This window comes from Streptomyces sp. LARHCF249, from assembly GCF_052871255.1.
On record NZ_JBIXJQ010000005.1, the window covers coordinates 1 to 21,646 of the forward strand.

Annotated in this window: 11 protein-coding genes; 9 read left to right on the forward strand and 2 right to left on the reverse strand. The window is 73.1% G+C overall.

Annotated elements, in window-relative coordinates; translation table 11 throughout:
* The 5 genes from ACIPUC_RS15145 to ACIPUC_RS15165 form a co-directional block, all read left to right on the forward strand.
* On the forward strand, window positions 1-6,756 hold a 6,756-nt coding region (locus ACIPUC_RS15145), incomplete at its 5' end, for an SDR family NAD(P)-dependent oxidoreductase (RefSeq protein ID WP_446589736.1).
* A gap of 52 nt (window positions 6,757-6,808) precedes the next feature.
* Window positions 6,809-8,404 (forward strand): AMP-binding protein, encoded by a 1,596-nt coding sequence (locus tag ACIPUC_RS15150; protein WP_446589737.1) that lies wholly within the window; start codon window positions 6,809-6,811, stop codon window positions 8,402-8,404.
* A gap of 224 nt (window positions 8,405-8,628) precedes the next feature.
* Window positions 8,629-10,248, forward strand: a complete 1,620-nt coding sequence (locus ACIPUC_RS15155) for an MFS transporter (protein WP_446589739.1) — start codon at window positions 8,629-8,631, stop codon at window positions 10,246-10,248.
* A 253-nt stretch (window positions 10,249-10,501) separates the two neighbouring features.
* A complete protein-coding gene (locus tag ACIPUC_RS15160; protein ID WP_446589741.1) occupies window positions 10,502-11,884 on the forward strand; it encodes a KamA family radical SAM protein in 1,383 nt (460 codons plus the stop codon).
* Window positions 11,881-13,134: a pyridoxal phosphate-dependent aminotransferase gene (locus ACIPUC_RS15165; RefSeq protein ID WP_446589742.1), complete on the forward strand. Its 1,254-nt coding sequence runs from the start codon at window positions 11,881-11,883 to the stop codon at window positions 13,132-13,134. The genes ACIPUC_RS15160 and ACIPUC_RS15165 overlap by 4 nt, the downstream gene beginning before the upstream one ends.
* Before the next feature lie 94 nt (window positions 13,135-13,228).
* Here the strand turns inward: ACIPUC_RS15165 and ACIPUC_RS15170 are convergent, their stop codons facing one another.
* A complete protein-coding gene (locus tag ACIPUC_RS15170; RefSeq protein WP_446589744.1) occupies window positions 13,229-13,498 on the reverse strand; it encodes a phosphopantetheine-binding protein in 270 nt (89 codons plus the stop codon).
* A gap of 97 nt (window positions 13,499-13,595) precedes the next feature.
* Between ACIPUC_RS15170 and ACIPUC_RS15175 the strand changes: the two genes are divergently transcribed.
* Together ACIPUC_RS15175 and ACIPUC_RS15180 are read left to right on the forward strand one after the other, a co-directional pair.
* Window positions 13,596-15,206 (forward strand): AMP-binding protein, encoded by a 1,611-nt coding sequence (locus ACIPUC_RS15175; protein WP_446589746.1) that lies wholly within the window; start codon window positions 13,596-13,598, stop codon window positions 15,204-15,206.
* 40 nt (window positions 15,207-15,246) lie between these two features.
* Window positions 15,247-16,845 (forward strand): outer membrane protein assembly factor BamB family protein, encoded by a 1,599-nt coding sequence (locus ACIPUC_RS15180; protein ID WP_446589747.1) that lies wholly within the window; start codon window positions 15,247-15,249, stop codon window positions 16,843-16,845.
* Between the two features lie 74 nt (window positions 16,846-16,919).
* On the opposite strand, the gene ACIPUC_RS15185 is transcribed toward ACIPUC_RS15180, so the two are convergent.
* Entirely contained in the window at window positions 16,920-17,900 is a 981-nt protein-coding gene (locus tag ACIPUC_RS15185) for an ACP S-malonyltransferase (RefSeq protein WP_446589748.1), read from the reverse strand.
* Between the two features lie 154 nt (window positions 17,901-18,054).
* Here ACIPUC_RS15185 and ACIPUC_RS15190 point away from each other — a divergent pair, with 154 nt between their 5' ends.
* Entirely contained in the window at window positions 18,055-19,878 is a 1,824-nt protein-coding gene (locus ACIPUC_RS15190) for a fatty acyl-AMP ligase (RefSeq protein ID WP_446589749.1), read from the forward strand.
* A complete protein-coding gene (locus ACIPUC_RS15195) occupies window positions 19,872-21,626 on the forward strand; it encodes an acyl-CoA dehydrogenase (protein WP_446589750.1) in 1,755 nt (584 codons plus the stop codon). The genes ACIPUC_RS15190 and ACIPUC_RS15195 overlap by 7 nt, the downstream gene beginning before the upstream one ends.
* The last annotated feature ends 20 nt before the right edge of the window (window positions 21,627-21,646 follow it).

Sequence of the window (21,646 nt, forward strand, 5' to 3'; positions counted from 1 at the left end):
GGGCAGGGCAATTACGCGGCGGCGAACGTCTTCCTCGATGCCCTCGCCGCGCACCGCCACGCCGAGGGGCTGCCCGCGACCGCGATGGCCTTCGGCCTCTGGGGTGTCAACACCGGCATGACCACCATGCTGGACCTGGCCGAAGAGCGGATGGCGGCCCAGGGTCTGCCCGCCCTCTCCCCGTCCGAAGGGCTCGCACTGTTCTCGCTGTCCCTGCGCTCGGGGCAGCCCGCCGTGGTCCCGCTGCGCATCGACACGAACGTCCTGCGCGGCCGAGCCGACCGGATCCCAGCCCTGCTCCGCGGCATCGTACGTACCCCCGTACGCAGGGCGGCCCAGTCCGGGGACGGTGCCGAGGGGCTCGCCGCGCGGCTGGCCGGACTGGACGCGAGCGGACGGGCCGCCGCGCTGCTGGACCTCGTACGGGGCCAGGTGGCCGGTGTCCTCGGGCACGCCTCGCCGGAAGCGATCGAGCCGGAGCGGGCGTTCAGCGAGCTGGGCTTCGACTCGCTCGCCGCGGTGGAGCTGCGCAACCGGCTCGGCTCGGCGACGGGACTGCGGCTGCCCGCCACGCTGATCTTCGACTACCCGACCGCGCAGTCCGTCGCCGACCACATCGGCGCCGAGGTGGCCGGCCGGGACCACGCCGCACCCGCCCCCGTCCGAGCCGTACCCGCCGTCGGCGGGGCGGACGTGGACGACCCGATCGTGATCGTGGGCATGGGCTGCCGCTACCCGGGCGGGGTGGCCACCCCGGAGGAGCTGTGGGAGCTCGTCGCCGAGGGCGTGGACGCCATCGGCGGGTTCCCGGCCGACCGGGGCTGGGACCCGGAGGTCTACGACCCCGAACCGGGCACGCCGGGCCGTACCTACGCGCGGGAGGGCGGTTTCCTCTACGACGCGGCCGAGTTCGACCCGGTGTTCTTCGGGATCAGTCCGAACGAGGCGCTGATGATGGATCCGCAGCAGCGGCTGCTGCTGGAGGTGTCCTGGGAGGCGATCGAGCGGGCCGGCATCGATCCCACCACCCTCAAGGGCTCGGCGACCGGAGTGTTCGCGGGCGTCATGTACCACGACTACGCCCTCGGCGTGGAGGCCGCGGCCAGCAGCGGCGGAAGCCTCGTGTCCGGCCGTACGTCGTACACGCTCGGCCTCGAAGGCCCCTCGGTCACCGTGGACACGGCCTGCTCCTCCTCCCTGGTGGCCCTGCACATGGCGGCCCAGGCGCTGCGGTCGGGGGAGTGCTCCCTGGCCCTGGCGGGCGGTGTCGCCGTGATGGGTACACCGGGCATGTTCGTCGAGTTCAGCCGCCAGCGCGGGCTCGCGCCCGACGGCCGCTCCAAGTCCTTCGCGGCCTCGGCCGACGGTGTGGCCTGGGGTGAGGGCGCGGGAGTCCTGCTGCTCGAGCGGCTCTCCGACGCGCGCCGCAACGGCCACCCGGTGGTCGCCGTCGTCCGCGGGTCCGCGCTGAACCAGGACGGGGCCTCCAACGGCCTGACCGCCCCCAACGGGCCCTCGCAGCAGCGGGTGATCCGCCAGGCCCTGGCCAACGCGGGCCTTTCGGCCGCCGAGGTCGACGCGGTCGAGGCGCACGGCACCGGCACCACCCTCGGCGACCCGATCGAGGCGCAGGCGCTGCTCGCCACGTACGGGCAGGACCGCCCCGACGGGCAGCCGCTGTACCTGGGTTCCATCAAGTCCAACATGGGGCACACCCAGGCCTCCGCGGGTGTCGCGGGCATCATCAAGATGGTCATGGCCATGCGCCACGGGACCCTGCCGAAAACCCTGCACGTGGACGCGCCGTCCGACCAGGTGGACTGGGAGGCGGGGAGCGTGGAACTGCTCACCGAGGCGCGGGACTGGCAGGCGGCGGGCCGGCCCCGCCGGGCCGCGGTCTCCTCCTTCGGGATCAGCGGGACGAACGCCCACGTCATCGTCGAGGAAGCGCAGGAGGGAGCTGAGGAGGCGACCGTACGGTCCGAACCGCCAGCGCTGCCTTGGGTGTTGTCGGCCAAGACCCCGGATGCCCTGGCTGCCCGGGCCGAGCGGCTGCTGGACCGGCTCGCGGAACGGCCGGAGAGCGAGCCGGCGGACATCGGCCTCTCGCTGGTCGCCTCGCGCACGGCCTTCGCCCACCGTGCGGTGGTCGTGGGCACGGAGCGCGCGGAGCTGCTGCGCGGTCTGACCGCACTGGCGCAGCACCGCAACGCGCCCGCCGTGGTCCGCGACCTGGCGCGCCGCACCGGAAAGACGGCGTTCCTGTTCACGGGGCAGGGTGCGCAACGGTTGGGGATGGGGCGTGAGTTGTACGCGTCCTTCCCGGTGTTCGCGGAGGCTTTCGATGCCGTGTGTGCGGAGGTCGACCCGCACCTCGGCAGGTCGCTGCGCGAGGTGGTGTGGGGTGAGGACGCGGAGGCGCTGAACGCGACCGCGCTCACCCAGCCCGCCCTGTTCGCCCTCGAAGTGGCGTTGTTCCGACTCGTCGAAGCGTGGGGTGTACGGCCGGATGTGGTGGCCGGGCATTCGATCGGTGAGCTGGCAGCCGCTCACGCGGTCGGGGTGCTGTCCCTCGCGGATGCGGCCCGGCTGGTGGTCGCCCGTGGCCGACTGATGCAGGAACTCCCCGCCGGGGGCGCCATGCTCGCCGTCCAGGCGACGGAGGAGGAAGTCCTGCCGCTGCTGACCGACGGGGTCGGAATCGCGGCGGTCAACGGACCGGAATCCGTGGTCGTTTCGGGTACCGAGGAAGCCGTGCTCGCGGTCGGTGAGGAGTTGGCGGCAGTCGGCCGCAAGACCAGCCGACTCGCGGTCTCGCACGCCTTCCACTCCGCCCTGATGGAACCGATGCTTGCGAAATTCGCCTCCATAGCCGCGGAGTTGAACTACGCCGAACCGCGCGTACCCGTCGTCTCCACGGTCTCCGGAGAGCTGTCCGACGCGTGGCGGTCCCCCGAGTACTGGGTCGGCCAGGTCCGCGAGGCCGTCCGCTTCGCCGACGCCGTCCGCACGCTGGAACAGCAGGGCGCCACCCGGTTCCTGGAGGTCGGGCCCGGCGGCGTGCTCACCGCTCTCGCCCAGCAGGTCCTGGACTCCGAGCAGGCCGTCTCGGCGGCCGCCCTGCGCAAGGACCGCGCCGAGCCCGAGTCGCTGGTCTCGGCGCTCGCCCACCTGTACGCGGCGGGCGTGCCCGTCGACTGGGAGGCCTTCTACGCGGGCACCGGAGCCCGGCGGGTCGACCTGCCCACCTACCCCTTCCAGCGCACCCGCTACTGGGTCGACGCCGCCAAGCCCGCCACCGATGCCGTCGCCGTCGGCCAGGACGCCCTCGACCACCCGCTCCTCGCGGCCGTGCTGCCGTCCCCCGACTCCGACGCGGTCACCTTCACCGCGCGGATCTCCCTCGACGCCCAGCCGTGGGTGGCCGACCACGCCGTGCACGGCGCCGTCCTGCTTCCCGGCACGGGCTTCGTGGAGCTCGCGCTCCAGGCCGGCGACCACGTCGGCTGCGGACTCCTCGAGGAGCTCACCCTCCAGGCCCCGCTCGTACTGCCCGAGCGCGGCGGCGTCTCCGTCCAGGTCGTCGTGGGCGAACCCGACGACCGGGCCCGGCGCTCCGTACAGGTCTACTCGCGCCCCGAGGCCCGGCCCGACGAGCCGTGGACCCGGCACGCCGACGGCTTCCTCGCGGCCGGCACCGCCGAGCCCGGCGACGGCCTGACCGTGTGGCCGCCCGCCGGCGCGGCCGAGCTGGACCCGGACGGACTGTACGACCGGCTCCAGGAACGCGGGTTCGGCTACGGCCCCGTCTTCCAGGGCCTGACGGCCGCCTGGCGGCTCGACGACGCGCTCTACGCCGAGATCAAACTGCCCGAGCAGGCGCACGCCGACGCCGGCCGGTTCGGCCTCCACCCGGCCCTGCTCGACGCCTCGATGCACGCGCTCGGCTTCGGCGGGCTCGGCGCGGAGGAGGACGCGGGGGGCGCGCTGCTGCCCTTCGCCTGGGCGGGCGTCACCCTGCACGCCGCGTCCGCGACCGCCGTACGGGTCCGGCTCGCGCCCGTCGAGGGGCAGCGCAACGCCGTCCGCCTCGACCTCGCCGACCCGTCCGGGGCGCCGGTGGCCTCGGTCGCCGCCCTGCTGCTGCGGCCGGTGGCCGCCGAGCAGCTGCCCACCGGCGGCTTCCGGGACGCGCTGCTCTCCGTGGAATGGCAGCCGGTCGGCGGCGGATCCGGACCCCGCGGGGCGTGGGCGGTCGCCGGCCCGGGCCTGGCGGTGGCCGGGGTTCCGGTGGCGCCCGGGCTCGACGCGCTCGGCGCGGACCCGGACGGCGTACCGGACACCGTGCTCCTGCCCGTCCTTCCCGTCCTGGCAGCCGGGCCCGGCGCGGGCCGCGAGGAGGAGGTGCCCGCCGGGGTCCGCTCGGCGGTGGACACGGCCCTGGCCGCCGTACAGCAGTGGCTGGCCGAGCCGGCGTTCGCGCGGTCGCGGCTGGTCCTCGTCACCCGGGCCGCGTCGGCCGTCGCCGACGGGGACCCGGTCGACGTACGGCAGGCCCCGGTGTGGGGGCTGGTGCGGGCCGCGCAGGCGGAGAACCCGGGCCGGTTCGTGCTGCTGGACCTGGAAGAGTCCGAGGTGTCCCCGAAGGCGCTGGCCGCCGCGCTCGCCTCGGGCGAGCCCGAGCTGGCGATCCGGCAGGGCAAGGTCCTCGCGCCGCGCCTGGCCCGGAACGCGGCACCGGGCGGCGACACGACCTGGGACACCGAGGGAACCGTCCTGATCACCGGCGGCACCGGCGGCCTGGGCGCCCTCGTCGCCCGCCACCTGGTGACCGCGCACGGCGTACGGCACCTCGTACTCACCAGCCGGCGCGGACCCGGCGCGCCCAACGCGGCCGGACTCCGCGACGAACTGGCCGCGCTCGGCGCCCGGGTGGAGATCGCCGCCTGCGACGTGTCCGACCGGGACGCCGTGGCCGCGCTGATCGGCGGCATCGACCCGGCGCACCCGCTGCGCGGGATCGTCCACGCCGCCGGAGTCGCCCACAACGGCCTGGTCGGGGCGCTCACCCCCGAGCAGGTGGACACCGTACTGCGGGCGAAGGCAGATGCGGCCTGGCACCTGCACGAGCTGACGGCCGGTCACGACCTGTCCGTCTTCGCGCTGTTCTCCTCGGCCGGCGGCCTGGTCATGGCCGCCGGACAGGGCAACTACGCGGCGGCGAACGTCTTCCTGGACGCGCTCGCCCAGCACCGCCGCTCGAAGGGCCTGGCGGCCACCTCCATGGCCTTCGGCCTCTGGGACACCGAAACCGGACTGAGCCAGTGGCTCGGCGAGGCCGACCTCCAGCGGATGCGGCGCAGCGGAACCCCCGCCCTGTCGGAGGAGGAGGGCCTGTGGCTCTTCGACGCGGCGGTCGCGGCCGACGCCCCCGCCCTCGTACCGCTGCGGGTGGACCTGGCCGCCCTGCGGGCCCGCACGGACGAGGTGCCCGCCCTGCTGCGCGGCCTCGCCCCCGCGGTGCGCCGCCGGGCCGGTGCCGCGGCCGGAGCCGCCGAGGCCGGCGCGCTGCGCGCGACAGTGCGCGCGCTCGGCGGTGCGGAGCGCGAGAACGCGGTGCTCGACGCGGTGCTCACCCACGCGGCCGAAGTCCTCGGGCACGCCGACGCGAGCGCGGTCGACGCGGAAGCCGGCTTCCTGGAAGCCGGATTCGACTCTCTGACCGCGGTCGAACTCCGCAACCGGCTGAACACCGCGTCCGGGCTCTCCCTGCCGGCCATGGTGGTCTTCGACAGCAAGAACCCGCTGGAGCTGGCCCGGCTGCTCGCCGGCCGCCTGGCCGCGGCACCAGGGGAGCCGGGGCGGGCCGACGCGCCGTCCACGCACGGCGAAGCCCGCGCCGACGACACCCTGTACGGACTGTTCCTCGACGCGATCATGTCGGGGAACCTCCAGCCCGGCCTGGCCATGCTGCGGTCCGTGGCGGCGCTGCGGCCCGCCTTCGCCTCGGCGGCCGACCTGGCGGAACTGCCGGCGGCGGTCTCCTACGGGGCGCGCACCCGGCCGGAGGGTGACCGGACGCCCCGGCTGATCTGCCTCAGCACGCCGACCGTCGCGGGCGGAGTGCACCAGCACGCACGGCTCGCGGCCCGGCTCTCGATGCCCGTCTCCGGCATCCCCACCCCCGGGTTCGGGCGCGGGGAGGCGCTGCCGGAGTCCTTCGACGCGGCGGTGGACGTCCTCACCGAGGCCGTGCTGCGCGCCGCGGACGGGGAGCCGTTCGCCCTGCTCGGCTTCTCTTCGGGCGGTCTGCTCGCGCACGCCGCCGTGGCCCGCCTGGAGCAGCTCCACGGGGTGCGCCCCGCCGGGCTGGTGCTCCTGGACACCTACTACATGGGCGCGACGAACGACGCGCTCTTCGACCAGATGGCCTTCGCCGTCCCGGACAAGGCGGCCACGCTGGGCTCCTTCAGCAGCGCCGAACTCTCCGCGATGGGCCGGTACGTGGAACTCCTGCCGCAGTTCCGGCAGGAGGCCATCGAGGCGCCCGTGCTGTTCGTGCGGGCCGGGGACCTCTTCGCGATGGGCGAGGACGCGGACATCGCGCCCGACGCCGGCTGGCAGGCCGACTGGGACGGCGCGGACACCGTGGCGACCGTCCCCGGCACGCATTTCACCATCGTCGAGCAGCACGTCGACACGACGGCCCCCGTCATCGACAGCTGGCTGACGGACCTGAAGGAGCGGATCTCCTGATGAGCGCTGGACGACTGACGAGCACTGGACGACGAGCAGAGGTGGCACAGCGGTGAGCCTGAGCACGGTACGCCCGGCCGCGGTCCGCGGACCGGCGGAGCGCATCCACGAGTTCATGCTGGCGGCGGCCCGGACCGCGCCGGACAGCCCCGCGGCCTGGGAGGCCGGCCCGGACGGCACCTCCCGAGTCCTGACCTACCGTCAACTCGAGCGCAGGGCCCATGACTACGCGGTCACCCTGGACTCGCTGGGCCTCGACATCGGCGACCGGGTGATCCTCGAGTCGGACAACTCCGCGGCCGCCGTGGCCGTACTCCTCGCCTGCTCGATGCTCGGGCTCACCTTCATCCCGGTGAGCCCGGAGGTCCCCACCCCGCGGCTGCTGGCCATCGCCGCCACCGCGGAGCCCGCCCTGCACCTCCAGACGGCCGACGGCAAGCGCGAGGGCGTCCCGGAGCCCATCGGCACGGCGCGCTTCGGCCCGGACGGGCTGGTCGTGGAGCGTGCGCCCGCGCCCCGCACCCGCCACCGGCGGGAGGCCGTCGGCACCGACGCCGCGTACATGATCTTCACCTCGGGGACCACCGGGCGCCCCAAGGGCGTGGTCATGAGCCACCGCGGCGTGCTCTCCTTCTACCGGGGCATGCTCCAGCACTCCATCGTCACGGCCGAGGACCGGCTCGCCACCACCTCGCCGCTCCAATTCGACTTCGCGCTGCTGGACATCGGGCTCGCCCTCGGCTCGGGCGCCCAGCTGATCCCCGTACCGCGGGAGTTGATGCACTGGCCGCGCCGGCTGCTGCGCTTCCTGGCCGACACCGGCGCCACCCAGGTCGACGGGGTGCCGTCGATCTGGCGGCCCGTACTGCGCCACGAGGCCAAGGGGCTGGCCGCGCTGGCCGGCCAGGTGCGCGGGGTGCTGTTCTCCGGCGAGGCCTTCCCGCTGCCGGAACTGCGTCAGCTTCAGAGCCTGTTGCCGCAGGCCCGGGTGGTGAACTGCTTCGGCCCCACCGAGGCGATGGCCTTCTCCCTCACCGACGTGCCCAGCCCGCTGCCCGAGGGCGTCGACAAGCTGTCCATCGGATTCGCCTACCCGGGCGCCGAGATGCTGCTGATCGACGAGAAGGGCCGGCCCGTCGAGGAGCCGGGCGCGGTGGGCGAGATCCACCTGCGCGGCCCCTCCCTCTTCACCGGCTACTGGGACGATCCGGAAGCCACCCGGGCCGTCCTGGTGCCCGATCCGCTCAATCCCCGGTCGGGCCAACTCGTGTACAAGTCAAATGACTTGGCATACCGGGGCGAGAGTGGTGAGCTGTACTTCGTCGGCCGGTCCGATCTCCAGGTCAAGATCCGGGGCAATCGCGTGGAGCTGGGGGAGATCGAGCGCAGGCTCCTGGAGTTCCCGGGCGTCGAAGCGGCCGCCGCGGTGGTCCGCCCGCGTCCGGGCGAGGATCCGGAGCTCTACGCGTACGTCGTCCCCGCCCGCGGCTTCACCGCCGACCCCGTCGTGATCAGCGCGTTCTGCAAGCAGACCCTGCCCGAGTACATGGTTCCGCGGAAGGTCGGCCTGATCCCGGGCCTGCCGCTCACGCCCAACGGGAAGACCGACCGCAGGGCCCTGGCCGCACGCGCCGCCGAGGAGTCCTGAAACGCCCGGTCCGGCTCCCTGCCCGGACTTCCGCCCGACCCCTGCCGGACCTCCGCCCGACCCCTGTCCGGCCCCCGCTCCGCCTCCGGCCCGCCCCACCCCTGTTCCGACCCCTGTCCTGACCCCTGTTCCCACCCCTGTTCCCGGTCCGGACCCACCCCGCCCCACCCGGCGTTCCGTTCACTGATACCTACGTCCCGTCCCGACAGCATTGGACAGCCCCCATGACCAGCTCCCTGAGCGATAACGACACGACCGGACCGGAGGCCAAGGCGGGCCGCAAGGAATGGATCGCCCTCGGCGTACTGCTCCTGCCCGTGCTGCTCGTCTCCATGGACCTGACCGTTCTCTACTTCGCCATCCCCGCGATCAGCGAGGACCTGCGGCCCTCCGGCAGCGAGCAGCTGTGGATGATCGACATCTACGGCTTCGTCCTGTCCGGAGTCCTGCTCACCATGGGCGCGCTCGGCGACCGCATCGGCCGTCGGCGCCTCCTGCTGATCGGTGCCGTGGTCTTCGGCGGCGGCTCGCTGCTCGCCGCCTACGCCTCCAACCCCGAGATGGTCGTCACCGCCCGCGCCCTCCAGGGCATCGGCGGCGCCACCCTCATGCCCTCCACGCTCGCCCTCATCCGGAACCTGTTCCGCGACCAGACGCAGCGGCGCACGGCCGTCGCCGTCTGGTCCACCGGCATGGCCGCCGGCGCCGCGCTCGGCCCCGTGGTCAGCGGCGCCCTCCTCACCGGCTTCTGGTGGGGTTCGGTCTTCCTCATCAACGTCCCCGTGATGCTGCTCCTGCTGGTGGCGGCGCCCTTCCTGCTGCCGGAGTCCAAGGACGCCGCGGCCGGGAAGTTCGACCTGATCAGCGCCGCGCTCTCGCTCGCCATCGTCCTGCCCGTCATCTACGGTTTCAAGAAGATCGCCGTGGACGGCTTCGCCGTCACCCACGTCGTCGCCATCGCGGTCGGCCTGGCCCTCGTCCCGGTGTTCCTGCGCCGCCAGCGCACCAGCAGCGACCCGATGGTCGACCTCTCGCTGTTCCGCAACCGCGCCTTCGGCGCCTCGGTCACCGTGAACATGCTGGCCTGCTTCACCCTCGTCGGCTACTCGCTCTTCAGCACCCAGTACATGCAGTCGGTCCTCGGCATGAGCGCGCTGAAGTCGGCACTGTGGACCATCCCCGGCACGCTCGCCGTGGGCGCCGTCGTGCCCGTCGCCACCGTCCTCGTCCGTACCGTCAAGCCCGCCCACATCATCGGCGCCGGGTTCACCATCGCCACCCTCGCCCTGCTCATGCTCACCCAGGTACCGGCCGAGGACGGCCTGGTCCTGATCCTGATCGGCATCATCGCGCTCGCCGTCGGGCTCACCCCGGTGCTCACCCTGGTCACCGAGCTCGTCGTCGGCCAGGTGCCGCCGGAGCGCGCCGGTACGGCGTCCGCCCTGCTCCAGACCGGCCAGGAGCTCGGCGGCGCCCTCGGCGTGGCCGTCCTGGGCAGCATCGGCGCCGCCGTCTACCGCAACAGCTCCGCGCTGGACTCCCCGGCCGGGGTGCCCGCCGACGCGCTGGAGGCGGCCCGCGAGACCATCGGCGGCGCCCTGGCGGCCGCCGGCAAGCTCTCGGGCGACGCGTCCACCAGCCTGATCGAGGCGGCCCGCACCGCCTTCACGACCGAGGTGCACGCCGCCTCGGTGGCCGGTGCGGTCGTCATGGCCGGCGCCGCGGTCTTCGCCCTGATCGGGCTGCGCTCCGTCCAGACCGACAACCAGCGGGCCGCGGAACTCGCCGCGCAGGCCGCCCCGGCGGCGCAGAAGGCCGGACAGCCGGGCGCGGGCGCCGCGTGAGGGCGCGGCGCGCGTAAGGGCACCGGCCCCCGCCCAGGGGCCCACCGACAGCCGCCCAGGACCTGAACCCCCGCCGGTCCTGGGCGGCTTCGCCATGTCCGTGCCCGGCCCTCGAGACGCCGCCGCCCGGGGCGCCGTAAGGGTCGGGCTGGGGTCGGATCTGGGGTCCGGTGGCCGAATCCTCTCCCTAGCATCGAACCGCATTCGAGCAGACGCTCGGAACTGCCAGGCACCAGGCTGGAGGAATATCCGCATGTCCCTGCTGGCAACCGATTCTGTCGAGACGGCACGGTTCCGCGCGTACGGGCCGCGGCAGCTCGACGAGATCGCCGACCGCCACGGCCTGCCCGCCGGCATCCGGGAGACCGTCCGGCTCGTGTCGATGGTGCTGCCCTTCCGGGTCAACGAGTACGTCCTGTCGCACCTCATCGACTGGGACCGCATTCCGGACGACCCGATGTTCCAACTGGTGTTCCCGCAGCGGGGGATGCTCACCGAGCAGAACGAGCGGGACCTCGCCGCGCTCTCCGCGGACCCCGCCTCGAAGGTCGCGCTGCGCACCCTCGTGCAGCAGATCCGCGGCCGGCTCAACCCGCACCCGTCCGGCCAGAAGGAGCTCAACGTCCCCACCCGGGACGGCGCCGAGATCCCCGGGCTCCAGCACAAGTACCGCGAGACGGTGCTCTACTTCCCGAGCCAGGGCCAGACCTGCCACTCGTACTGCACCTACTGCTTCCGCTGGGCCCAGTTCGTCGGCGACGCGGACCTGCGCTTCGCCGCCCCCGACCCCAGCGGTCTGATCTCCTACCTCGGCCGGCACCCCGACGTCACCGACGTCCTGGTGACCGGCGGCGACCCGATGGTGATGTCCACCGAGCGGCTGCGCTCCCACCTGGAGCCGCTGCTCTCCGTGGAGACCGTACGGACCATCAGGATCGGCACCAAGTCCGTCGCGTACTGGCCGCAGCGCTTCGCCGGCGACCCCGACGCCGACGACCTGCTGCGCCTCTTCGAGCAGGTCGTCGCCTCCGGGCGCAACCTCGCCGTCATGGCGCACTTCAGCCACCCCCGCGAGCTCGCCACCGACCTCGCCCGGCGGGCGCTCTCCCGGATCAGGTCCACCGGCGCCCTCGTCTACTGCCAGGCGCCGCTGATCGCCCGCGTCAACGACGACCCCGCCGTCTGGAGCGAGATGTGGCGGGCCGAACTCGCCGCCGGCTCCGTGCCGTACTACATGTTCGTGGAGCGCGACACCGGCCCCTACGACTACTTCCGGGTGCCCCTCGCGCGGGCGGCCGAGATCTTCCAGAGCGCCTACCGCACCCTGCCCGGCCTGGCCCGCACCGTGCGCGGCCCGGTGATGTCCGCGACCCCCGGCAAGGTCGTGGTGGACGGCATCGTCGAGAACGCCGAAGGCCGCTTCTTCCAGTTGCACATGGTCCAGGCCCGCGACCCCGCCCTGGTCGGCCGGCCCTTCCTGGCCCACTACGATCCGCAGGCGGCCTGGCTGGACGAGCTGCGGCTCGACCGCACCGTCCCCGCCGACATCGCCCGGGCCATCGCGGGACCGGCCTGGCAGGGCGGGCAGGAGCTCTTCGGGACGAAGGCGGCGGCGCCGGCGGGGAGCCGGGGATGAGCGACATGCGGATGTCACCGAACCTGGCCCTCAACCAGCTGGTGGCACAGCGCCAGGCGGCCGGCGAACCGCTGGTCCACCTCGGTTTCGGGGAGTCCCGGCTCCCCGCGTTCGCGCCGCTGGTGGAGCGGCTCGCCGCGGGCGCGCACCGCAACGCCTACGGCCCGGTGGCCGGTTCGCCCGGCGTCCGCAACGCCGCCGCCGGCTACTTCAGCCGCCGCCGCATCCCCACCGACGCGGAACAGATCGTGGTCGCCCCCGGCAGCAAGCCGCTGCTGATGGCCCTCAACCTGGCGGTCCCCGGCGACGTCCTGCTGCCCCGCCCCGCCTGGAACACCTACGCCCCCCAGGCCCGGCTGGCCGGCAAGCACCCGATCGCCGTCCCGATCCCCGAGGAGTGCGGCGGGGTGCCGGACCCGGACGCCCTGCGCGAGAGCATCACCGCGGCGCGCGTCCTCGGCCGCGACCCGCGCATCATGGTGCTGACCCTCCCCGACAACCCGACCGGCACCCTGGCCCCGCCCCCGCTGATCCGCGAACTGTGCGCGATCGCCGAGGAGGAGGGCCTGCTGATCGTCTCGGACGAGATCTACCGCGACGTGGTGCACGACCCGGCCACCGAGTACCTCAGCCCGGCCGAAGTGGCCCCCGGGAGCACGGTCATCGCCACCGGCCTGAGCAAGAGCCTGGCCCTGGGCGGCTGGCGCATCGGCGTGGCCCGCTTCCCGCAGGGACCCTGGGGCGAGTGGATCCGCACCGGAGTGGTCTCGGTGGCCAGCGAGGTCTGGTCGACACTGGCCGGGCCGATGCAGGAGGTGGCCGAGTACGCCTTCGGCGAGCCGCAGGAGGTACGCGACCGGCTGCGGGCCAGCGCCCGCCTGCACGGGGCCGTCGCCCGCGAGGTCCACCGCATCACCGTGGACGCGGGCGCCCGCTGCCGGCCGCCGACCGGGGCGTTCTACGTCTACCCCGACTTCGAACCGGTCCGCGAGGCGCTGGCGAAGTACGAGGTGACGGACTCGCCGACGCTCGCCCGCCGGATGCTGGACCTGGGGATCGTGGTGCTCGCCGGACACCTGCTCGGCGACGAGGGGGACGCCCTGCGGTTCAAGTGCGCCACCAGCATGCTGTACGGCGAGACGGCTCGGGAGCAGCAGCTCGCCCTCGACGCGCCGGACCCCACCGCCCTGCCGCACGTCCGTCACACGCTCGACAGGATCGAGGAGAGTTTCCGGCAACTGGTCCCCTGACCGCGTCCGGAAAACCGGTCGGAAATGCGGTGCAGAAATACCGGCGGCCCGACTCGGATCGAAATCCTCGCCGGGCCGCCGGTGGACCGATCATTCACTTGGACGATTCGGTCTGGGTGATCAGGGTGTTCCAGAGGATATCCGGGTTCGCGAAATTCTCCAGCTTCAGCGCATCGTCCAGGAAACGGACGTCATAAGCGCCTTCCAGGGCGGCGAGCAGCTCGACCGTGCCCATGGAGTCAAGCCCCAGGTCACGGAGTTCGGCATCGCCGGTCAATTTCTCATCGGGTGAGAGATAGGGCAGGAACGGGCGTACGACGGCCTCGAAAGCGCCGTCCCAGGTGTGCTTCGTGAGTTCTGGCATACGGGAATGATGGAGGCCTCCGATGACGGCTGTCAATGAGTCCCAGAAATGGTCCGGGAAATGGCTGGTCGATCATTCCCGGCGAGGAGGAGCAGAAATGGAACCCATGGCGCGGACCGCGCTGCACGCACGTTTCCTGCGCGGGCTGGAACGCTCACCGCACGGCGTGGCCGTGCGCGTCGGGAAGGAGACCGTCGACTACGCGACGGCCCACGCACTGGCCCTGACCTGGGCGGGCGCGCTGCTGGCGGCCCCCGGCGGGCCGCCGAAGGCCGTCGGCATCCTGGCGGGCCGCAGCCTCACCTCGTACGTCGCCATTCTGGCGAGCCTGTACGCCGGACTGCCCGCGGTGCCGCTGCTGGCCGACTTCCCGCCCGGCAAGATCGCCTCGATGCTCGCGTCGGCGGAGGTCTCCGCCCTCGTCGTGGACGAGGAGGGCGCGGCCCGGCTCGCGACGGACCTCGCCACCGACCTGGCGACCGCACTCGGGGACCTCCCGGTGCTCGCCCCGCACCTGACCCCCGCCGGGGCCGCGGCGCTCGCCGCCGGCAGCGGACTGCGGCCGCTCCCCGCCGGCCCGGACACCGCGCTGGCGGAGCCGACCTGGTCCGCCGGCCCCGATGACGTGGCCTACGTCCTGTTCACCTCCGGCTCCACCGGCCGGCCCAAGGGCGTCCGGCTCACGCACGGCAACCTGGCGCACTACTTCTCCCTCATGGACGCCTGGTACGACTTCACGGCCGCCGACGTGTTCTCCCAGGCCGCCAACCTCAACTGGGACTCCGCGGTCTCCGACCTGTGGTGCGCCTGGGCGGTCGGCGCGCCCCTGGTCTCGGTCTCCCCGCACGCCTACCGCGACCTGCCCGCCTTCGTCGCCGAACACGGCATCACCGTCTGGTTCTCGGCGCCCAGCGTCATCTCGCTGGCCCGCCGCACCGGCCGGCTGCTGCCGGGCAGCATGCCCTCGCTGCGCTGGACGTACTTCGGCGGCGAGGCGCTCCAGTTCCAGGACACCGACGCCTGGCAGCAGGCCGCCCCCCACTCCTCGGTGGTCAACGTCTACGGCCCTACCGAGATGACCATCACCACCCACCGCCACACCTGGTCGCCGCAGGAGTCGACCCGGCTCGGCGTCAACGGTGTGGTGCCGCTCGGCCTGCTCCACGACGGCCACGCGGAACTGCTCCTGGACGAGGAGGGCGCTGCCGTCCAGGACGAGGGAGAACTGTGGCTGTCCGGCCCGCAGTTGTCGGCCGGCTACCTGGACCCGGGCGACGGGTCCGGCAAGTACCTGGAGCGTGACGGCGTCCTCTGGTACCGCACCGGCGACCGGGTACGACGGCTCGCCGGGGGCGAGCTGGTCTACCTGGGCCGCACCGACTCCCAGGTGCAGGTGCAGGGCTACCGGGTCGAACTGGCCGAGGTGGAACACGCCCTGCGCGCCGGCACCCCGGTCGCCGACGCGGTGGTGGTCGGCGTACCGGCGGCCAACAGCACCGAGCTCGTCGCCTTCTACCTCGGCGGGCAGCGCTCACCGCAGGAGTTCCACCGCGACCTGGCCGGCCTGCTGCCCGCCCAGCTCATCCCGCGCCACTACCACCGGCTCGACGAGTTCCCGCTGAACACCAACAAGAAGACCGACCGGCTGGAGCTCACCGCGCGAGCCACCGCACTGCACGGGACCCGTGTACCGGTGACCGCGAGCTGATCCCCGAACCAACCCATCACAGCACGGAAGAGGAAGACCCATGCGCACAAGACCCCGGGCCCGCCAGGGAGCGGTCCGCAGATTCGCGCTGCTCGCCGTACTCGCGCTGCTCGCCACCCTGTTCTCCGCCCCCACCACCAGCGCCGCCAACACGGCGGCGTCCTGGCCCACCGGCGGACACGACATCCGCAACAGCCGCTCCAACCCGCTGGAAACGACGATCACCAAGGCCAACGTCGGCCGCCTGAAGGCCAAGTGGACGTACGCCACCCACGGCGACGTGTCCGCCACCCCGGCCGTGGTCGACGGCGCCGTGTACTTCCCCGACTGGGGCGGCTGGCTGCACAAGGTGAACGCGAAGACCGGCAGCCCCATCTGGTCGCGCAAGGTGTCCGAGTACACCGGTGACCCGGCCTCGGTCTCCCGGACCAGCCCCGCCGTCGTCGGCGGCAAGGTGTACATAGCGGACTGGAACAAGGCCGTCCTGATCTCCGTCGACGCGGCCACCGGCAACAAGGTGTGGAGCCGGGAAATCGACACCCAGTACAAGGCGGTGCTGACCCAGTCGCCCGTCGTGCACAACGGCGTGATCTACCAGGGGATCTCCTCCCGCGAGTCCGAGGGCGCCCTCGACCCGGCCTTCCCCTGCTGCACCTTCCGCGGCAGTGTGAACGCCTTCGACGCGGCCACCGGTGACCGGCTGTGGCGCCAGTACACGACCCCGGACAACGGCGGACAGACCGGCGGCTACAGCGGCGTGGCCGTCTGGGGCACCCCGGCCCTGGACCCGTCGACCAACACGGTGTACTTCACCACCGGCAACAACTACACCGTTCCGCAGTCCGTCAGCGACTGCCAGACCGCCGGCCACACCCCCGCCGAGTGCTACGCACCGGACAACTACGTGGACACCGTGCTGGCCCTCGACATGAAGACCGGCCGGGTCAAGTGGAACACCGGCGCCAAGCGCTTCGACGCCTGGAACACCGGCTGCCTCCCCGGCTTCCCGCCCAACAACTGCCCGCCGAACCCGGGTTACGACTACGACTTCGGCGACGGCGCGCACCTGTTCACCATCAAGGGGCCCGACGGCTGCCCCCGCAAGGTGATCGGCGCGGGCGAGAAGAGCGGCGAGTACTGGCTGATGGACGCGGCCACCGGCGCCGTGGTCTGGAGCGCGGCGGCCGGCCCCGGCGGCCACATCGGCGGCATCCAGTGGGGTACGGCCAATGACGACAAGCGGATCTACATCGCCGAGGCCAACTTCAACCGCCAGCCCTACCAGCTGGCCGACGGCACGACGACGACCCGCAGCTCCTTCGCGGCCCTCGACCCGCAGACCGGACGCATCCTGTGGCAGGTCGCCGACCGCACCGACGGCTTCGCCTGGGGCGCCCTTACCACCGCCAACGGCGTCGTCTTCGGCGGCTCCACCAGCGGCCGCATGTACGCCTTCGACGGAGCGACCGGCGCCTACCTGTGGGACTTCACCGCGCCGTACTCCTCCAACGCGGGCCCCGCGGTCGTCGACGGCACCGTCTACTGGGGCAACGGCTACGCCCGCTTCGCCAACGGCGGCGGCACCACCGGCAGCCTCACCGAGGGCACCTTCTACGCCTTCACCGTGGACGGCAGGTAACCGCACGTGAGGGAGGGGCCGGTACCCGGACGGGTACCGGCCCCTCCCCGTGCCCGCAGGGCCCGTCCCGCGGATCAGGCCGCCACCGGCAGCCGCCGCCGCACCGGCCGCATCGCCGACCGGGGCGTCACCGGCACCACCTGGAAGGCGCGCGTGGTGCACGCCACCCGGGTGAACAGCCCGTCCTGCCCGGACACGTACAGCCGGCCGACCCCGGACCGCTCCAGCGTCCTGACCACGTCCGGCCAGCGCACCGTACGCACGAAGCCGTCCAGCAGCATCCCGCGCACCCCCTCGCCGGTGGTCACCACCCGGCCGTCCTGGTCGGCGACCAGCGGCAGCCGCGGCTCGGACCAGGTCAGACCGTCGAAGACCTCGGCGTCCACCCGGTCGCGCAGCCCCCCGAAGAGGTACGAGTGCATGGGCGGCTTCATCGTGTACATCGACATGCCGCCCAGCGAGCGGATCCGCCGCTGGAGCCAGTCGAGCACCGACTCGTGCACCGTGAGCATGGTGAAGTCGTGGTCGACGACGCACGAGACGTCGCTCCACTCGCCCCGTTCCTCGAGCTCCCCGCGCAGCAGCGCGACGTTCTCCTGCGGCAGCCGGGCGATCGACTGGGTGACCAGGGCGGGGTGTTCCCGCGCGAAGTAGTCCTCCATCGTGTCGGCGAGCCGCGCGGTCATCCGTACGGCGTCGGGGAAGTCGAGCACGCCGGAGTAGACGGCGGCGGCCCGGGCGCCGAAGCTCGGCCCCGCCACGTACCCGGGCGCAGCCTCCAGCCGGTCCGTGGCCCACCGGGCCAGCGCGAGGCAGTTCACCACGAAGGAGATCTGCCCGTACGGCGAGTAGTCGCCCTCGGCCCGCTCGTAGCGGTCGGCCAGCGAGAAGCCCAGCACGTCGTCGGCGATCGCGTGCAGCTCCCGCGCGTACGGGTTGACCAGCATGAACCTGGCCACCTCGGAGAAGGCCGTCGGCTGCATCCCGGGGAAGACGATCGCCGCCCCGGTCGGCGGCGCCCCGGTCGTGGTGGCGCTGTCGGTGTGAGTGTCCATGTACCGAGGTTGGCCCGCACCGCGCAGCGCCGAGCACCCCTGCCGCCCCCCTTGTCGGCGTCCGCACAAGCCCGGCTTAAGCGGCCGCGCGGATGATCGCCGGTAAACGCGGTCCGACAGTCCACGGGCCCGCAGACGCGAGGGGATGCCGCGGATGTCAGAGTCACGCTTCGCCACCTTCACCGAACTCCTCCGCGTTCGGACGGCCGAACTCGCCGACGAGGACGTGCACGTCTTCCTCCGCGACACGGCCGGCGGAGCGCTGGCCGACCACCTCACGTACGGGGAGCTCGACCGGGAGGCGAGACGCATCGCGGCCGGCCTCCAGGAGTACGGCGCGACCGGGCAGCCGGTGCTGCTGATCTACTCCTCGACCGTCGAGTTCCTCAAGGCCTTCGCCGGCTGCCTCTACGCCGGCGCGGTCGCGGTCCCCGTACCGATGCCCGGCGAAGCGGGCCGCGACAAGCGGCTCAACCGCACCACCGCCGTCCTGAAGGACACCGGCGCCAAGGTGGTCCTCACCGAGACCGCCGCCGCCCCCGAGGTCGCGCTCTGGCTCGCCCGCAACTCCCGCCCGGACGCGGAGTGCGTGGTCACCGACGTCCCCGGCATCGGCGACGCCGACGCCTGGCAGCCCGTCACCGCACGCCCCGACGACCTCGTGTTCCTCCAGTACACCTCCGGCTCCGTCTCCGAGCCGCGCGGCGTGACCGTCTCCCACCGCAACCTGCTGGCCAACCAGGCCGCCCTGCAGAAGGTGCTGCGGACCACCCGCGAGGACGTCTTCGGCAGCTGGCTGCCGTACTTCCACGACATGGGACTGGTGGCCCACCTCCTGCACCCCGTCTGGCTCGGCAGCCACAGCGTCCAGGTCACCCCGCTGTCCTTCGTCAAGCGCCCGCTGCGCTGGCTCCAGGCCATCGACGAGTACGGCGTCACCGTCGGCGGCGGCCCCAACTTCTGCTACGACCTGTGCGTGCGGCGGATCAAGGACGAGCAGATCGCCGCCCTGGACCTGTCCCGCTGGCGCCTGGCTCTCAACGGCGCCGAACCGGTACGCCCCGAAAGCCTGGACGAGTTCGCCGCACGGTTCGCCCCGGCCGGCTTCCGCCCCGAGGCCCTGCGCCCCTGCTACGGACTGGCCGAGGCCACGCTGGTCGTCTCAGGCGGCGTCCCGGGCACCCCGCACGTCCGCAAGGACTTCAACAAGACCGCCCTGGAACGCGACCGGGTGATCGGCGCGGGACCCGCGGCCGCCGGCACCGAGCCCGTCCGGACCCTGATCGGCTGCGGCGCCCCCGTCGACATCGAAGTGCGCATCGTCGACCCGCTGACCCACCACGAACTCCCGGCCGGCGCGGTCGGCGAGATCTGGCTGCGCGGCTACAGCGTGGCCCGCGGCTACTGGCAGCGGCCCACCGAGACCGTCCGCACCTTCCGGGCCAGCCTCAACGACGAGGAGAGCGGCTTCCTGCGCACCGGTGACCTGGGCATGCTCGAGGACGGCGAGCTGTTCGTCACCGGACGGCTGAAGGAAGTCGTCATCATCAACGGCCGCAACGTGTACCCGCAGGACGTCGAATGGGCCGCGCGGACCGTCAGCCCCGCCCTGACCTTCGGCGTGGGCGCGGCGTTCTCCGTGGACGCCGGGCGCGAACACCTCGTCCTGGTCCAGGAGGTGCGCGGAGCGGGCAGCGAGGAGCTGCGCACCGTCGCACAGAAGATCCAGGCCCTGATCGGCAAGGAGTTCGAGGTCCCGGCCGGCAACATCCTGCTGGTCCGCCCCGGCACCGTACGCCGCACCAGCAGCGGCAAGGTCCAGCGCACCCTCATGCGCAAGCTCTTCCTCGACGGCGTGCTGCGCGGCGACCACGAGGTGCTGACCCCCGACGTGTGGGCGCTGGCCCGGGCCGAGGACGTGCTGTTCGGCGAGGACCTGCTGCGGCCGGAAGGAGCCGACGGAGGAAGACGGTGGTAGCCGCCCTCCTCGGCGAGCGCACGGTGGCCCACCGGCGCGAGGACGCCGTACGGACCCGGGTCGCCGCCCTGGAGTCGCTGCTCGGCGACCCCTCGGACCCGGCCAACCCGGTCGGCTACACCGCCCTGCTGGAGGCCGACCGGGCTGCGGTGCCCTTCGCCGCCGGCGAGGCGCTGCTCGACGGGTTCGGGATCACCGACGAGTACATCCCGCAGTCCCTGGGCGGGCGGCTCGACGCAATGGACACCCTGGTCAGGATCATGCGCCCGGTGTTCCGCCGGGACGTCGGCCTGGCCATGGGCCACGGCATGACCACCTTCATGGCCGCCTCCGACGTGTGGACCGCCGGGAGCTCCCGGCAGCGGCACTGGCTGGCCGGGCTGCTGGGCGCGGGGGGCAAGGCGGCCATCGCCCAGCACGAGACCGCCCACAGCAACGACTACGTCCGCAGCCAGGTCACCGCCCGGCGCGGCCCCCACGGCTATCTGATCAGCGGCGGCAAGCCGCTGGTCAACAACCTGGAGCGGGCCGGCGCACTGGTCCTGTTCTGCCGCACCGACCCGGAGCCCGGCAGCCGCAGCCACTCCGTGCTCCTGCTCGAGCCGGAGCAGCTGAACGACGTACGGGCGGCGGTGACCGCCCGCCGCACCCCGGTCGGCCTGCGCGGCTGCCGGTTCGCCGGAGTGGAGTTCGACGACTGCCCGGTGCCCGCCACCGCCCTGCTGGGCCCCGAGGGCACCGGGATCGAGACCGCCCTGCGCTCCTTCCAGATCAGCCGCACGGTGATCTCCGCCTCGGCCGTCGCCGCCCTCGACACCAGCCTGCGCACCGCCGTCCGCTTCGACCGGGAGCACTCGGGCGGGGCGCAGGCCCGCGGCGTCGACGGCAGCCGCACCGGCGCCGCGCTGACCGGCGCCTTCGTCAACCTGCTGCTCTACGACAGCCTCGCCGTCGTGGCCACCAGGGCCCTGCACCTGCTGCCCGCCGAGACCAGCGTCTACTCGGCGGCGCTCAAGTACCTGCTGCCCCGCGTGCTCACCGAGACCATGTACGACCTGTCCATCGTCCTCGGCTCCGGCTTCTACACCCGCGAGGGCACCCTGGGCATCTTCCAGAAGCACGTCCGGGACGTACCGGTGCTCAGCCTCGGCCACGCCGGGACGGTCGCCTGCCAGGCCACGGTCATCCCGCAGATGCCCCGCCTGGCCCGGAGTTCGTGGTTCCTGGAGGACGAGGCGCCCTCGGGGCTGTTCCGGCTGGCCGGAGACCTGCCGCCGCTGCGCACCGACCGGCTCTCCCTCGCGTGCGGGCGGGACTCGCTCAGCGCGACGATGCTCGCCGTCAGCTCGGCCATCGACGGCAGCGGCCCCGTCGAGCGCGCCCTGCGCACGCTCGCCGGGCAGCTCGTCGAGGAGTTCCGCGACGTACGCAGCCGCGTGCTCAGGCTGGAGGCGGCCGGTGCCGCGGCCACCGCGCAGCCGGCCCGGTTCGCGCTCATGGACCGGTACGCGCTGCTGCTGGCCGCGGCCGCCGTACTGGGGGTGTGGGACCAGGGCCGGTACGGGCCGGACCCGTTCCTCGCCGACCCGTGCTGGGCGGCCGCCGCGCTGCACCACATCGCCCGCCGGCTCGGCACGCGCGTGGCCGATCTGCCGCCGGAGTGCGAGACCCGGATCCGGCACGAGGTCCAGCTCCGCTTCAGCACCCAGATCAGCTACGACCTCTACTCCACCCCCATCCCGGGCTGACCGGGACCTGGGCCGTACGC